General features: G+C 68.6%; 19 protein-coding genes. All 19 read left to right on the forward strand.

From position 1 onward, the window contains the following. Positions 1 to 14: 14 nt before the first annotated feature. The gene (gene fliS, locus DEI94_RS19540) at positions 15 to 443 is read left to right on the forward strand and encodes a flagellar export chaperone FliS (RefSeq protein ID WP_111025283.1); all 429 of its coding nucleotides are present in this window, start codon (positions 15 to 17) and stop codon (positions 441 to 443) included. After that, complete coding sequence (locus DEI94_RS19545) at positions 436 to 738, forward strand: hypothetical protein (protein ID WP_111025284.1); 303 nt, start codon at positions 436 to 438, stop codon at positions 736 to 738. The genes fliS and DEI94_RS19545 overlap by 8 nt, the downstream gene beginning before the upstream one ends. A gap of 116 nt (positions 739 to 854) precedes the next feature. Further along, entirely contained in the window at positions 855 to 1,193 is a 339-nt protein-coding gene (locus tag DEI94_RS19550) for a flagellar basal body rod protein FlgB (protein ID WP_111025286.1), read from the forward strand. A 2-nt stretch (positions 1,194 to 1,195) separates the two neighbouring features. Further along, positions 1,196 to 1,591 carry a flagellar basal body rod protein FlgC gene (locus DEI94_RS19555; RefSeq protein ID WP_111025288.1) on the forward strand — a complete coding sequence of 132 codons (396 nt, stop codon included), beginning with the start codon at positions 1,196 to 1,198 and terminating at the stop codon, positions 1,589 to 1,591. A gap of 2 nt (positions 1,592 to 1,593) precedes the next feature. After that, positions 1,594 to 1,908, forward strand: a complete 315-nt coding sequence (fliE, locus tag DEI94_RS19560; RefSeq protein WP_111025290.1) for a flagellar hook-basal body complex protein FliE — start codon at positions 1,594 to 1,596, stop codon at positions 1,906 to 1,908. 152 nt (positions 1,909 to 2,060) lie between these two features. After that, a complete protein-coding gene (gene fliF / locus DEI94_RS19565) occupies positions 2,061 to 3,617 on the forward strand; it encodes a flagellar basal-body MS-ring/collar protein FliF (protein ID WP_111025292.1) in 1,557 nt (518 codons plus the stop codon). Beyond that, the gene (gene fliG, locus DEI94_RS19570; protein WP_111025294.1) at positions 3,617 to 4,627 is read left to right on the forward strand and encodes a flagellar motor switch protein FliG; all 1,011 of its coding nucleotides are present in this window, start codon (positions 3,617 to 3,619) and stop codon (positions 4,625 to 4,627) included. The genes fliF and fliG overlap by 1 nt, the downstream gene beginning before the upstream one ends. After that, complete coding sequence (locus tag DEI94_RS19575; RefSeq protein WP_111025296.1) at positions 4,624 to 5,208, forward strand: FliH/SctL family protein; 585 nt, start codon at positions 4,624 to 4,626, stop codon at positions 5,206 to 5,208. Before fliG ends, DEI94_RS19575 begins: the two co-directional genes overlap by 4 nt. A 261-nt stretch (positions 5,209 to 5,469) precedes the next feature. After that, entirely contained in the window at positions 5,470 to 6,795 is a 1,326-nt protein-coding gene (locus DEI94_RS19580; protein ID WP_111025298.1) for a FliI/YscN family ATPase, read from the forward strand. After that, positions 6,792 to 7,223, forward strand: coding sequence for a flagellar FliJ family protein (locus tag DEI94_RS19585; protein WP_111025300.1), 432 nt, complete (start codon positions 6,792 to 6,794; stop codon positions 7,221 to 7,223). Before DEI94_RS19580 ends, DEI94_RS19585 begins: the two co-directional genes overlap by 4 nt. Next, entirely contained in the window at positions 7,220 to 8,032 is an 813-nt protein-coding gene (locus tag DEI94_RS19590) for a C40 family peptidase (protein WP_111025302.1), read from the forward strand. The genes DEI94_RS19585 and DEI94_RS19590 overlap by 4 nt, the downstream gene beginning before the upstream one ends. Continuing rightward, positions 8,032 to 9,738 carry a flagellar hook-length control protein FliK gene (locus tag DEI94_RS19595; RefSeq protein WP_111025304.1) on the forward strand — a complete coding sequence of 569 codons (1,707 nt, stop codon included), beginning with the start codon at positions 8,032 to 8,034 and terminating at the stop codon, positions 9,736 to 9,738. The genes DEI94_RS19590 and DEI94_RS19595 overlap by 1 nt, the downstream gene beginning before the upstream one ends. 18 nt (positions 9,739 to 9,756) lie before the next feature. After that, positions 9,757 to 10,206 (forward strand): flagellar hook assembly protein FlgD, encoded by a 450-nt coding sequence (locus DEI94_RS19600; RefSeq protein ID WP_181441676.1) that lies wholly within the window; start codon positions 9,757 to 9,759, stop codon positions 10,204 to 10,206. 13 nt (positions 10,207 to 10,219) lie between these two features. Then, positions 10,220 to 11,398: a flagellar hook protein FlgE gene (locus DEI94_RS19605; protein WP_111025306.1), complete on the forward strand. Its 1,179-nt coding sequence runs from the start codon at positions 10,220 to 10,222 to the stop codon at positions 11,396 to 11,398. Between the two features lie 227 nt (positions 11,399 to 11,625). Beyond that, entirely contained in the window at positions 11,626 to 11,856 is a 231-nt protein-coding gene (locus DEI94_RS19610) for a flagellar FlbD family protein (RefSeq protein WP_111025308.1), read from the forward strand. A 3-nt stretch (positions 11,857 to 11,859) separates the two neighbouring features. Beyond that, positions 11,860 to 12,645: a motility protein A gene (locus DEI94_RS19615; RefSeq protein WP_111025310.1), complete on the forward strand. Its 786-nt coding sequence runs from the start codon at positions 11,860 to 11,862 to the stop codon at positions 12,643 to 12,645. Beyond that, a complete protein-coding gene (locus tag DEI94_RS19620; RefSeq protein WP_111025312.1) occupies positions 12,638 to 13,459 on the forward strand; it encodes an OmpA/MotB family protein in 822 nt (273 codons plus the stop codon). Before DEI94_RS19615 ends, DEI94_RS19620 begins: the two co-directional genes overlap by 8 nt. A gap of 90 nt (positions 13,460 to 13,549) precedes the next feature. After that, positions 13,550 to 14,437, forward strand: a complete 888-nt coding sequence (locus DEI94_RS19625) for a flagellar motor switch protein FliM (protein WP_111025314.1) — start codon at positions 13,550 to 13,552, stop codon at positions 14,435 to 14,437. A 2-nt stretch (positions 14,438 to 14,439) separates the two neighbouring features. Next, complete coding sequence (gene fliN / locus DEI94_RS19630; protein ID WP_111025316.1) at positions 14,440 to 15,123, forward strand: flagellar motor switch protein FliN; 684 nt, start codon at positions 14,440 to 14,442, stop codon at positions 15,121 to 15,123. Position 15,124 lies beyond the last annotated feature (1 nt).

Below are 15,124 nucleotides of genomic sequence, written 5' to 3' on the forward strand. Positions count from 1 at the left end.
GAGGAGCAACCCCGATGGCATCCCCGTTCGAGAAGTACCGCGAGAACCAGATCCTCTCCGCCACCCCATCGCAGCTGGTCGCCATGCTGTACGCCCGGCTCATGCTGGACCTCCGCATCGCGCAGAAGGCGATGGAGACCGGCGACGACCAGGTCGCGAACTACCGCCTTCGGCACGCCGGCGACTGCGTCGGGATGCTTGCCGGCACCCTCGACACCAGCAAGTGGGACGGCGCCGAGCAGCTGCTCGCCCTGTACATGTACATCACCCGCGCCCTCATCGCCGCGACCGGGTCCCGGAACGTGGAGATCGTCGCCGAATGCATCGGCATCATCGAACCGCTCCAGCAGGCGTGGCATGAAGCGGACGCAGTCCTCACCCGCCAACCGGAGTGGGACACTCCCACAGCCGCCGCCGAGCGAGCGGTGATGGCTGTTGCCTGAACCGTCCACCCTCGAACCGTCCGAGCTCGCCTGGCTCGACGCCCTCGACACGCTCTCCCACCGAGCGCGACTCGCCGCCGCCGGGGAACCCCTCCCGGAGTGGACACCTCCGGAGAACGCCGGACCGCTCCCCGAAGCGTTGCAGCCGCTGGCTCGCAGCATCATCGCGGACCAGCAGACCGCGATCGCCGGGATCCGGAAGCAGATGGACGATGTGCACGGCCGAGGCCGCGTCGTCCGGTACATGTCACCGTCGACCGTCGCCGTGCCCGTGTACCACGACACCGTCTCGTAGCGAGTCGCCTACATTCCGGGACCGGCCGCCGAATGGAGTTCGGTGAGCACGGATCGCTCACCCTTCTTTTCGCCACGGATTGGCCCCACCCCTTTCATCATGTAGGTGCCTCCGCCGTGCTCGAATCCGTCACTCTCAACGCTCTCAGCAGCGCCTTGAACGGTCTGTCCGAACGGCAGAACGCCATCGCCGACAACATCGCGAACATCAACACCCCGAACTACAAGGCGAAGGTTGTCGACTTCGAAGCGGCGCTGAGCCAGTCGGTCGCCGCCGGGTCCGGGAACGTTGCGCCAACCACGACGACGTCGTTGGAGCCGACGCAGCTGAACGGCAACAACGTCAACCTCAACGAGGAGGACCTGTCGAACATGGACACCGTCCTCAAGTTCCAGTTCGCATCGCAGGCTGCCACCCAGCAGTTCACCGAGATGCAGGACGTTCTGAAGGGCTAACGATGACTCTCGACGCGCTCGGCATCGCCGGCACCGGCCTGTCCGTGAACCAGACATGGCTGAACGCCATCTCCGACAACCTCGCCAACATCAACGACACCACGAGCCCGAACGCGCCAGCGTTTCAGGAGCGGTACGTCGAAGCGCAAGCGAACGCCGGCACCGACGGGGTATCCCTCGCCGCCACCCCGTTCGGGTCGTCGGCGGGGCAGCTTGTGTACTCCCCGGATGACCCGAACGCGGACCCGAAGACCGGGTACGTGAAGAAGACCACCATCGACCTGTCCAGCCAGATGGGGGACCTCATCATGGCGCAGCGGGCGTACCAGGCGGACGCGCAGGTCGCGAACCGCGCGCAAAGCATTTACCAGGCCGCCCTGCAGATCGGAAAGAACTGACCATGAACGTCTCCGCCATCTCCGGCATCTCCGGCCTGTCCGGCGTCACTGGCGCCAGCACCCCGAGCGTCACCGCCACCGCCTCCCCGAACGGCGCCTCCGACTTCGCCACCCAGCTCAGCAGCGCGGTGAACAACCTGCAGCAGACGCAGTCCACGTCCGACCAGCTGAACATCGACGCGGTCACCGGGAACCTCAGCGACATCCAGACGGCGACCATCGCCGCCGCGCAGGCGCAGACGAGCCTGCAGCTCGCATCCGCCTTGCGAAGCCAGGCCGTGCAGGGCTTCAACGAGATCATGAACATGTCCGCGTGAGCTCACAAGCGGCGCCGCCGGCAGCCTGGCCCCGTCCGGCATAGGGGAGGGGGACGACGGCGAAGCCGCGTCCGCAACCGCCTTCCTCGAGCACAGAACGGAGCGGAAGCGCCGCCGGCTCTTCGGAGCTGACGGCCGGACTTCCTACGAGCATGCCCCCGAAACTCTCCGCCTTCTTCCGGCGCTTCACCGACACCATCAACGGGTTCACCGTCGCGCAGAAGACCCTCACCGTCCTCGGCATCGCCGTGCTCGTCGTCGGCATCATCGCGTTGACCACCTGGCTCACCAAGCCCACCTACTCGCCGCTGTTCACCGGGCTGAGCGCCACCGACGCGTCCGCCGTCACCGACCAGCTCACCAGCGACAAGGTGTCATACCAGCTCTCCGACGCAGGAGCGACCATCCTCGTCCCACAGGGGGATGTCTCCGCGGAACGGCTGAAGGCCGCCGCGGCCGGCCTGCCGTCCACAGACACCGGCGGGTACGCACTCCTGGACAAGATGGGCGTCACCACGTCCGAGTTCGAGGAGAACGTCACCTACAAGCGGGCGATGGAGGGCGAGCTCGCAACGACGCTGGAAGGCATCAACGGGGTCACCGCCGTGTCGGTGAAGCTCGCCATCCCAACCGCGACGGTGTTCACCGACCAGCAGCAGGACCCGACCGCTTCGGTGTTCGTGGACACCGCCGCCGGCGTCACGTTGACCCCGGAGCAGGTGCAAGCCATCGTGCACCTCACCAGCGCGTCCATCACCGGCATGAAGTCCACCGACGTGACCGTCATCGACCAAAACGGTGACGTGCTCTCCACCGTGGGTGGCGGCGTCACCGGCGACGGGTCCGCGGCCGAGAACGCCTACGACACGGCGACGTCCGCAAGCGTGCAGGCGATGCTTGACCGGCTCGTCGGCGCCGGGAACGACGAAGTTGTCGTCCACGCCGCGATGAGCGACGCCACCTCGACGAAGACCACCACGACGTACACCATCCCCACCGGCGCGCCAGCATCCAGCGAGTCCGACACGAAGGAGACGTACTCCGGCTCCGGCGGTGGAAACGCCGCAGGTGTCCTGGGCGCGAACACGAACAGCAGCAGCGAGTCCACCACCACGACCGCGAACAACGGAGACGGCTCCTACACGTCGCAGAGCACCACCAAGGACAACGCGTTGAACAAGACGACGCAGAAGGACGACATCCCCTCAGGCGCGCTGCAGAAGCAGACGGTGTCCGTCGCCGTGGACCGCGCCGCCGCGAAGGGGATGACCCTGGCGCAGCTGCGGAGCCTGGTCTCCAACGCGGCCGGCATCGACCCGAAGCGTGGCGACACCGTCAGCGTGCAGTTCGTGTCCTTCTCCCAGGCGAACAAGTCCGCCGCGCAGAAGGCGCTCGCCTCGGCTCTCGCTGCGAAGCAGGCAGCGAAGATGCACCAGTACATCGTGTACGGCGGCGGGGCCGCAGGCGGCGTCATCGCCGGACTCATCGCCGCGCTCATCATCGCCGCTCGCCGCCGGAAGGCCGCTCCGGTGGAGGAACCCCTCGACGACGCTGACGACGTGTCGGTGTTCCCCGCCGAAGCGCAGGCCGTCGCCGCGCAGCCCCTCGGTAACGAGCAGCGCCGCACCGAAATCGCCGCGATGGCCGAAGCAGACCCGGAGCGGGCAGCTGAGGCTCTCCGCGCCATGATCGACAGGAACAGCAACTGATGCCCGAACCGCTCACCGGCCTGCGGAAGGCCGCCCTCGTCCTGGTGAACCTGGACAAGGAAACCGCTGCGCACCTCATGCAGCAGTTCTCCGAGGACGAAGCGGAGAAGATCGCCGCCGAAATCCTCCAGCTCAAGGGCGTGGACGCCGCCGTCGCAAACGAAGCGCTCGACGAGTTCTACGCCCTCGGGCAGGACGGTTCAGCGAAGACCCGTGGCGGCCGCGACGTCGCCGCCAGCATCCTCGAAGCGTCGTTCGGGTCCGAACGCGCCGCCGGGCTGCTGTCCCGCGTGGCGTCCTCCCTCGCCGGCCGAGCGTTCGAGTTCCTCGAGAAAGCAGACGCCAGTCACGTCGCGCTGCTCCTGGACGGCGAACTGCCGCAGACCACCGCGCTGGTCCTCGCGCACCTGCGTCCGGACGCCGCCAGCCAGGTCCTCGGCAAGCTCACCGCGGAGCAGCGAACGAGCGTCACCGAGTGCCTGGCGACGATGAACACCGCCAGCCCGGAAGCGATCCGCGTCATCGCGGACACGCTGCGGGCCCGCGCCGGCGCTGTCGTCACCACGAAGGGTCAGGTTGACGCTGTCGGCGGTGTGCAGTCGGTGGTGGACATCATCAACCGTTCCGACGTCGCAACGGAGAAGGCCATCCTCGACGACCTCGAGCAGCGTGACCCGGACCTCGCGCAGGACATCCGCAGTCGCATGCTCACCTTCGCGGACATCGTCAAGCTCGACTCCCGCGACGTGCAGCAGGTCCTCCGCGGCATCGACATCGCCGTGCTCGCCCTGGCAATGAAGGGCAGCCCGCAGACCGTGCAGGATCTCATCCGGGAGAACCTCACCGAACGGAACCGGGTGAACCTCGAAGAGGAGCAGGAGACCCTCGGCGCGGTGAAGGTGTCCAAGGTCGAGGAAGCCCGCTCCGAGGTGGTGCGGGCCATCCGCACCCTCGAAGCGGAAGGGGCGATCACCGTGCAGCGCGGCGACGCAGAAGAGCTCGTCGAGTGAGCGCCGCGTTCGTACCCGTGACGCTGCCGGACCTGTCCGCTCGCCCGGACGGGTCCAAGCAGCGCGGCTTCGCCGCCGGATACGCCGAAGGGCTTCGTCACGCTGCCGAGCAGCAGCGGGAAGCTGAAGCGGTCCGCGAAGCCCGCCTGAACGCCGCCATCGCCGGGGAACGGCAGCGCACCCAGCAGGCTGTTGACGCGCTCGCCCGCGCCGCACAACAGCTGAACACCCACGTCATCCCCGCCCTCGAGCAGGCCGACCAGACCCTCATCGAAACCGCCCTCGACCTCGCCGAAGCGGTTCTCGTCGCTGAGGTGAACGGCGGCCATGTCACCGCGGCGCAAACCCTTCGCCGCGCCGTGGACGCTGCCGGCCGCGAGCAGGTTACGGAGGTGCTCCTGAGCCCCGCCGATGTTGCCGCGCTCGCCGAAGCGGAGATCCCCGCCGGGGTGACCGTCGCCGCAGATCCGTCCCTCGCCCCGGGGGAGGCCATCGCCAGGCTCCGCCACGGCTGGTTCGACGCTCGCATCACCGCGTCCCTGGACCGCGCCCGAACTGTTCTCCTCGGCGGCGCCCAGTAATCGCCTGGTTCCGCAGGCCGGAACGGTCCGGCATAGAGCAGCGGTGACCACCTGCCACTGCGACGGGCCACCGCACCCGTACGACCCCACCTGGTGCCGGTACGGCAAGGACGAGCGCGGCCGCCCCATCGCCGCCCACCTAAGGAGACCCCCGATGCCGACCTGCCACTGCGACGGACCAGCACACGAGTACGACCCGTCCTGGTGCCGGGGCGGCCGCGGGGAGAACGGCCGCCCCATCGCACCGTTCTGGTACAACCGATGACCGGCTACCGCCCCGGCGGGGACCGCTTCACTCGCGCGCTCCGCGTCGCAGCGCCGGAACGTGTCGGCGTTGTCACCGGCGCCGTCGGCCTCGGCGTCACCGTCAGCGGCCTCACCGGAGCCACCGGCGACCTCGTCCACATCGGCGACGCGAACGCAGACGTCGCCCAGGTCGTCGCCACCGGCGAGGGAACCCTCACCTGCATGTCGCTGGCTGCGGTCGGCAGCCACCCGGTTGGAACACCGGTGCGCCCCGCGCTGAACCCTCCGGCAGTGCCCACCGGCGGTGGCCTCCTCGGCCGAGTCATCGACGGCCTCGGACGCCCCATCGACGGCCGCGGCCCCCTCACCTCCGACGCTGTCGTCCCCCTGGAACATCCGACACCGAACCCGCTGAACCGTTCCCGCATCAGCACCCCGCTCACCCTCGGCGTCCGCGCCATGGACACCCTCCTCACCGTCGGTGCAGGGCAGCGCATGGGCCTGTTCGCCGGGTCCGGCGTCGGGAAGTCGTCGCTGCTGTCGATGATCGCCCGCGGCACCGACGCGGAAGTGTCCGTCATCGCCCTCATCGGCGAACGTGGCCGCGAGGTCCGGGAGTTCCTCGAAGACGACCTCGGTCCGGAAGGGCTCGCCCGATCCATCGTCGTCGTCGCCACCTCCGACGAACCCGCGCTGATGCGCCTGCGCGCTGCGTTCGTGGCGACCCGCATCGCTGAAGCGTTCCGAGACATGGGCGGCAACGTCGTCCTGATGATGGACTCGTTGACCCGTGTTGCGATGGCGCAGCGAGAAATCGGTCTCTCTGCCGGTGAACCGCCCGCCACCCGCGGATACCCGCCGTCAACGTTCTCCGTCCTCGCAGGCCTCCTCGAGCGGGCCGGCACCGACCGTGTCGGCAGCATCACCGGCCTGTACACCGTCCTCGTCGACGGCGACGACCACAACGAACCCGTCGCCGACGCCGCCCGCAGCATCCTCGACGGCCACGTCGTCCTCGACCGGAAGCTCGCCATCAACGGCCACTTCCCCTCCATCGACGTTCTCGGTTCGGTCTCCCGCCTAGCCTCGAAGCTGAACACCGCGGAGCAGGCGTCGGCCGCGCGAACGTTCCGGCAGGTGCTCTCCGCTCGCCGCGGCGCGCAGGACCTCCTCGACGTCGGCGCGTACAAGCCCGGCGCGAACCCGTTGGTGGACGCCGGCGTGCAGCACGAAGCGGACATGAACCGGTTCCTGCAGCAGACGATGATGGAGCAGCCCTCCGCCGCGGAGTCCTGGACGGCGTTGCAGCATCTGCAGGCCGTGCTGGGAGGCGGACGATGACGGAGTTCCGTCTGACGAACCTGCTTCGCATCCGCCGCTTGCAGGAGCAGCAAGCGGCGTCGGACCTCGCCGACGCGAACAGCAGCGTGAGCCGAGTCGTGCAACGCCGCGCCGACATCCGCGCGCAGCTGGCGGGTACGACCGTGGACGCCACCGGCGTGAGCACCATCGCTGCGGTGGCTGGCGCTCGCGCAGCCGCCGCTTCCATGCTCGCCGACCTCGCCGGCATGCACCGCGCTGCGGAGGTCACCAGAGCCGCCGCTTCCGCCGCATATACGACGGCGAGGACAGAAACCCTCGGGCTGGAAAAGCTCGAGGACCGTCACGCCCGGCAGGAAGCCAGGGAGCGCGAGCGGCAGGAACAAGCCGCATTGGACGAGATCGCCACGTCACGACGCCACCGAACCATCCCCGGAGCAGCACAGTGAGTTTCACCGACGCGTTGACGCGCATCCAGCAGATCCAGACCGAGATCGCTGAGGTCGCCGACCCCGCCACCACCGCCCAGCCGGCCGCAACCACCGCGACGGCAACACCATCCGTCACCGCGACGTCCACCGCAGCCGGCACGGACAGCAGCAGCGCCGCGCAGTTCAGTTCCGCGCTCGAGTCGGCGTCATCGACAACGGCGACGGCAGCATCGGGGTCCGCGCTCGTGCAGAACGGGAAGACCGGCGCCGACGTCATCGCCGACGCGCAGAAGTACCTCGGCGTGCCGTACGTGTTCGGTGGGACGACAACGTCCGGCATGGACTGCTCCGGCCTCGTCCAGACCGTGTTCAAGGACCTCGGCATCACCATGCCTCGCACCGTCGGACCGCAGTCGCAGATGGGGCAGACCGTGAACTCCCTTGCGGACGCTCAGCCCGGCGACCTCATCGTCGAGAAGGGCGACGGCCACATCCAGATCTACGCCGGCAACGGCATGATCATCGAAGCGCCGAAGCCAGGCGAGAACGTCGTGGAGCGGAAGGAATGGCTCAGCAGCGACGAAATTGGCACCATCCGCCGTATCGTCCCCGCAACGACCGCCGACTCGACCTCAGGTTCCGCAGCGACCGCGGAGAGCACCGCGCTGGCATCCCAGCTCGCCGCGCTGAACGGCACGTCCGGGTCTGACTCCTCGCAGCTGTCGTCACTGCTGTCCGGCTCATCATCGACGTCGTCGCTGGCTTCGCTGCTCGCCCAGTCCGGCAACTACTCCTCCCTGGCAACCTCGCTCGGAGGGTCCCTCTGATGCCCGCCGCAGCAGTCACCTCCTCCGCCGCGGCCGCCGCGATGACCTCACTCCTGCCGGGAAAGACCGGCGGTGCGGACACGTTCACCGCTGCGCTGTCCGCCGCGTACGACGAGGACGAAGCCACGCAGGACCCGCAGCCGTCCGAGCAGCCCGCACCCGTCACCCCAGCGGCGGCCGCCACCGCCGGGCAGCCGGCACAGCCGCAGCAGCAGCAGCAGCCGCTGTCGGCCGTGTCCGCAGCTGACGACATGTCGGCGTCCCGGGCGCTTCTCGGCCTCCCGACCGCCGCGACACCATCGGCGGTCCCGGCGAACACCCACGTCACGACCATCCCGGCCGCCGCGGCGGCACCGAGCGCGCCCGCTGACGCTGCGACGCCCGCACCCGCGGCGAGCGCCGCACCCACGCAGGCAGCGACCGCGCCGGCCACGGCAGCACCGTCGCAGCAGCTGCAGGGTGCTGGCATCCCGTCAAACGGTCTGCCGCAGCGGCAGATCACGAGCAGCCGAACCGACAATGACGCGCCCCGAAGCGGAAACCGTCTCACCGCCACGTCGGCGGGGGAGCACCGACCGGCTCCGTCGAACGCGAGCACGGACACAGTCCAGCAGCAGCAGCTGGCGTCGGCGCTGCTAGTCGCATCCCCGCAGGTGATGCCGCAGCCGGCGGCCGCTCCCGCGTTGTCCACCGCGGGCGACGGACCCGCCACCGTAGACGCGACGCAGCCCATGCTCCCCGCCCTCGGGTCGGCGCCCGTCTCCGGTGCCGCGTCCACCCAGCCACAGGTGCCGGTGAACACCGCGGCGCAGACAGCACCGACCGTGCCGTCACCCTCGACCGTGGACACCTCTGCCGCGACCACCGAGAACGCCGCAGCGTCCGGCGATGCCGCGTCGCGGGGGAGTGCCCCCAGCGCCCCGCAGCGGCGGGAGCGAGCATCCGAGCGGACAGCCTCAGCGGACACCGCCGACGGCACCCAGCCGTCGACGCAGCAGGCGGCTCCAGCCGTCCCCGCAACCGCAGCATCTGCCGCGGCCGCTGCCGTCGTGGCAGCCGGTGCGCAGCAGACCGATGACACGCGCCGCGGCAGCACCGCATCGTCGAGCTCCACCGTCACCACGGTCGGTGCCGCTCGAACGGCCAGTCACACGGCGGCCGAGTCCACGAACGCGGCCATCGCTCCCACCATCGCGCCCGCAGCGCCGACGCCCCGGGTCGAATCGGCACCCGCCACCGCCGCTGCCGCTCCAGCCGGAAGCTCCGTGCCGGCCGACGTCGCCGAGAACGTGCGGAAGCAGCTGACCGGCCCCGTCATCCAGGTTGCTCGGAACGCCGACGGCGACCAGGTGATGGTCGTGCGTGTGCGGCCGGAGAACCTCGGCCCGGTGACGGTGCAGGCGCACGTGAACGACGACGGTCACGTGCACGTGGAGTTGTTCGCCCCGACCGAGGACGGACGTCAAGCGTTGCAGCAGATCAGCGGGGACCTTCGCGCTGACCTCGCCGCTGGGAACCCCGGAAACTCGTCCCTCAATGTCTCCTCCGAAACTGGGGCGTCCGCCGATAGGGATGGTCGCCCGCGGGAGGACCCCGCGGCAACGCCACAGGACGGCAGCCGTCGCTTCGACAGTGACACTCCCGGGCAGGACGCCCAACGCAGCACCCCTCGACGAAGCAACCGCCTCCTCGACGTCCTCGCCTGACCAGGAGAACCAACCCCTGTGACCGACATCTCCCCAGTCGCCGCTTCGTCGCCGTCCTCCGGGACGAGCCTGTACGAAAGCGCTCCCACCCGCGCGCCGAAGCAGACGCTGGACACCTCCTCGATGATGGACCTCCTCGTCACCCAGCTGCAGAACCAGGACCCGTCCTCACCGATGGACACGAACAGCATGATCTCCCAGACCACGCAGCTGGCGGAGATGCAGCAGCTGACCAGCATGGGGTCGGACTCCACGGCGTCTCTCGCGCTGCAGATGCGGGACAACGCCGCGAACCTCGTCGGGAAGTCCGTCACCTACATCAACGCCGACGGGTCCACCGGATCCGGCGTCGTCAAGGGCGTCACCTACACCAGCACTGGTGACCCGACCGTGACAGTGAACGGCTCTCCTATCGACATCGCTTCCATCAGCGGCGTAGCACCCGCGTCCGCCACGACCGCCTCCTGACAGAAAGACACTCATGCTCCGCTCCCTCTACTCCGGTATCTCCGGCCTTCAGTCGCAGCAGACGATGCTCGACACCACCGCGAACAACATCGCCAACGTCAACACCGTCGGGTTCAAGTCCTCGTCGGTGGAGTTCGAGGACACCCTCTCCCAGACCCTGTCGAACCCGACCACCCCCACCGCCGGCGTCGGCGGCACCAACGGTGGCCAGGTCGGTCTCGGCGTCCGCGTCGCCGGTGTCACCAAGAACCTTGTCGAAGGGTCCGCGCAGACCACCGGCGACGACAAGGACATGATGATCAACGGCGACGGGTACTTCCCCGTCAGCGTCAACGGCCGCACCGAGTACACCCGCGACGGTGCGTTCAGCCTCGACACCGCCGGGAACCTCGTCACCGCCGACGGCGGCATCGTCCAGGGGTGGCCAGCCGTCAACGGCGCCGTCAACAACGGCGGCATCCCGCAGGGGCTGAACATCCGGGTCGGTCAGATGTCGCAGCCGCAGGCGACTTCCACCGCTACCGTCACCGGGAACCTGCCCTCCGACGCCGCGAACGGCACCGTCCTCAACCGCGACATCACCGTCTACAACGCCAACGGCGCCGAGTCGCAGCTGTCGCTGGCGTTCACGAAGACCGCCGCGGGATGGAACGTCGCGACCTCGGACAGCGGCGGCGCGACCGCCGCGCAGGCGCTGACGTTCACCAATGGGCAGCTGACCGCCCCGACCACGGTGACCTCCGCCAGCGGCATCGCCGTGAACCTTGCCGCAGCGACCGACTACGCCGGAACGACCACCGCCGGCATCAGCGGCCAGAACGGTTTCGCCGCCGGGACGCTGCAGTCCTTCACCGTCAGCTCCGACGGCACCCTGCAGGGCACCTTCTCCAACGGCCAGATCCAGCCCATCGGCCAGGTCGCCCTCGCCACGTTCTCCAACCCGGAGGGCCTCGTCGCCGACGGCAACTCGAACTTCTCCGCCTCCACCAACTCCGGCGTCGCTCAGTACGGTGTCGCTGGGTCCGCCGGATTCGGCTCCATCACCGGCGGCGCGCTCGAGCAGTCCAACGTGGACCTGTCGCAGGAGTTCACCAACCTCATCATCGCGCAGCGTGCGTTCCAGGCCAGCGCCCGAGTGGTCACCACCAGCGACCAGATTTTGCAGCAGCTCGACCAGCTGCAGAGCAGCTAGTCGCCGAACGCCGACACCCGGTGCTGACGGAGCCCGAGTTGGCTAGCGTCAGCCCCGGAAGTACGCGATTGTCGTAGGCCAACCGTGGCCAAAAAGCTCTCCCTCCGGGAAGTGTCAAATCGGCTGGTGGAGACGACTACAACTCGTCTCCGCCGGCCGATTTGTGTTTCCTGACGGCGCTTCACCGATGAGCGACCCCACCCGTCGCAACCCCGTCCGGAGCCCCGATGATCCTCGTCACCAAGCTGAACAACAGCCAGTTCGCGGTGAACCCCGACCTGATCGAACGCATCACCTCCGACCCGGACACCACGCTGATGATGGTCGACGGCGTCCGGTACATCGTCCTGGAACCCATCGATGAGGTCATCGACCTCATCACCGACTACCGAGCGACGGTCCTCGCGACCGCGTTCAACCAGAACCCTCGCATGCTCACGACACCGGAGGGTGACTGACCAGTGGACCTCGCATTCCTCCTCGGCATCCTGCTGGCGTTCGGGTCCGTCGGCGCGTCCGTCGTCCTCGACAGGGCCACGTTCGGTGGTCTGCTGCTGCCAGCGCCGATCATCCTCGTGTTCGGCGCGACCGTGTTCGTCGGCCTCGCCGGCGGTACCGTCAGCGACGCCATCTCCGCGTTCTCCGCCATCCCCAAGGCGTTGAAGGGGAAGAAGCCGGACTTCCAGGGCACCGTCGACAAACTCGTCGAACTCGCCGACATCGTTCGCCACAGCAGCCTCATCAAGCTGGAGGAGCAGGCGGAGACCATCCCCGACCCGTTCTTCAAGACGGCGCTGCTCGGAGCCGCAGACGGAACCGACTCCGAGGAACTCCGCGGGCAGCTGGAGGAGGAGATCCACACCCAGAGCCGCGGCGCGAAAGCGGCCGCGAAGTTCTTCCAGACCCTCGGCGGGTACGCGCCGACCATCGGCATCGTTGGCACGGTGGTGTCCCTCACTCACGTGCTGGAGAACCTGTCCAGCCCCAGCAAGCTCGGACCGATGATCGCGTCCGCGTTCGTGGCGACGCTGTGGGGCCTGCTGTCGGCGAACTTCATCTGGCTGCCCATCGCAGCGCGGATGCGGCGCCTCAACGAGCTTGAGCACGAGCGGATGAACCTCATCGTCGAAGGTGTCCTGCACATCCAGGCGGGCCTCAGCGCCCGCGCGCTGGGGGAGCGGCTGCGGCCCCTTGTCCCCGCCGGGAAGGCGAAGAAGGGCAAGGGGAAGTCAGGCGCCGATGAGTAGCGGGAAGGGGCGCCGCCGCGGCGGCGGAGGCGGCGGCGACGGAGCGGAGGAGCATCCCGACGAACGGTGGATGGCGTCCTACATGGACATGGTCACCGTCCTCATGTGCACGTTCATCGTCCTGTTCTCCATGTCGAGCATCAACGCGCACAAGTTCGACCAGCTGAAGAACTCCCTGCAGACCGGGTTCGGGGTGCAGAAGTCCCAGAAGGTGGACACCGCGAAGGGCGTGATCGTCCCGAAGGACGTGAAGAAGTCCAAGACCCCGTCCGTGCCAACGCCGCTGCAACTGGCGCAGACGGAGGTGCAGAACTTCCAGAAGCTGCAGTCGGCCATCAACGCGCAGCTGACCGCGAAGGGGTTGCAGCATGACGTGCAGTTCAGCATCGACTCCCGTGGGTTGACCATCGGCCTCGTCGGCGACTCCACGTTCTTCGACTCGAACCAGGACACCCTCACCGGTACCGCGCAGAGCATCATCGACGTCATCGGCCCGGTCCTGCGACCCACCGCCTACAAGCTCTCCATCGAAGGGCACGCCGACAAGCGGCCCCCGCAGGCGCCGTACGCCACCAACTGGGACCTCGCCGCGGAACGAGCCGTGTCGGTGCTGCGTCGCCTCGATGAGCAGAACGGCATCGCCGACACCCGGACGACCGCCACCAGCTACGGCTCCTCCGACGCCACCGCGCCCGGAAACGACGCGGCGGCGCTCTCCCACGACCGGCGGGTGGACATTGTGGTGCTCTCCGGTCAGAACCAGGACGTCCGGAACCTCATCCCGAAGGTGCTCGCAGCCGAGAAGAGCCACTAACGGCAGCGCCACCAGCAGCCGTCGACACGGAAACCGCGGCGCCGGCCGCGGCGGTCTCCGCCTGCCGTGACCGGTCGGCATAGGAGGGTCGTGAGCGAGACGACACCTTCCACACGGGATGACACCGTGTACCTCTACGACTTCCGGCGGCCAACCGCGCTTGCCCGGGAGCACTCCCGCGTCCTCGAGCTGGCGTTCGAGACGTTCGCGCGGCAGTGGGGCACCCAGCTGACCGCGAACGTGCGGGTGTTCTCCCAGGTCGAATGCGACCGGGTCAGCGTTCACACGTACGACGAGTACGCAGCGTCGCTACCGTCCACCACTGCGATGGTGCTGTGTCAGATCGGCGACATCATCCCGAAGGGCGTCATCCAGTTCCCCACCGGAGCTGCTCTGTCGTGGGTGAACTCCATGCTCGGCGGCACTCGCGAGGTCGGGGAGACCGACCGGACGTTCACGCCGTTGGAAGCAGCGCTCGTCCGGAAGATCATGGACGACGCCATCGAGGACCTCCGTTACTCCATGGGGCCGCTGCTGCCGGAGAGCATCACCGTCGACGGTATCCAGTACAACTCCCAGTTCGCGCAAGCCGCAGCAACCAGCGAACTCATGATCGTCGCCGCGTTCAGCATCCGCATCGGCGACGTGAACACGAAGGCGACGCTGGCGCTGCCGGCCACCGTCATCCTCCCCAAGCTCGGGGAAGCGAACCCGACCCTCCCCGCCGGCGACGCGCCCGCGCTGCTGACCGTGCAGCTCGCGCAGACACCGGTGGACGTCAGCGCCCGCTTCACCCCCGTACCCGTACGACCGGGCGTGATTCTCCGCCTGCAGGTCGGCGACGTTCTCCCCATCCCACACCCGGTGCATAGGCCACTGGACATCGCCGTCGGCGACCACGTCGTCGGCGCCGCAGCAATCGGTGCATCCGGCTCACGCCTCGCCGTATCCGTCATCAACCCTGAGGACCAGAAGTGACCATGAACCGCCACCAGACCGCCGCCGACGCCCTTGTCGCTTCCTTCCCCGCCTCCGGGACCCTGACTGCCACACCGGTCACCGACACCACCACCGTCCCCGTCACGTCGCAGGCCGTCCTCGCCTCGTACGTCGGAGCGCCGTCCGCGGAGCTCGGCCTCATCGTCAGCGACGAACGCGCCCTGACCGTCGGAGCGGACAGCGCCGCCGGCATCAGCCTCGCCGACGTGCTCCACCCGGCGCTCAACGCCGCAGCAGGCGCGCTCGGCGGCGGTGTCCTCAGTGCCGCCGCAACCGGCGACGGAACCACGCTGTTCGGCGACGACACTTCCGACGTGTACGCCCTCGCCGACGCCGCCGGCATGGCGCTGGCGTACTTCGCGGTCCGCACCCGCCTGAACGGTGGCGGCGACCCGCTGCCGCTGACGGAGTTCGCCGGGAACCTCAGCCGCATCTCCAGCGTGGAGATGTCCCTCACGGTCGAGATCGGCCGCACCCGCATGTCGGTCCGCGACGTCCTCAGCCTTGAGCCGGGGAACATCGTCGAACTGGACCGGTCCGCGGGAGCGCCCGCCGACATTCTCCTCAACGGCCGGAAGATCGCGCTCGGGGAGATCGTCGTCGTCGACCAGGACTACGCGGTGAAGGTCACCCAGATCCTCGACGCGACCGACGAGCTGCAGTAGC

It is taken from the genome of Curtobacterium sp. MCBD17_040, from assembly GCF_003234805.2.
GTDB lineage: Bacteria > Actinomycetota > Actinomycetes > Actinomycetales > Microbacteriaceae > Curtobacterium.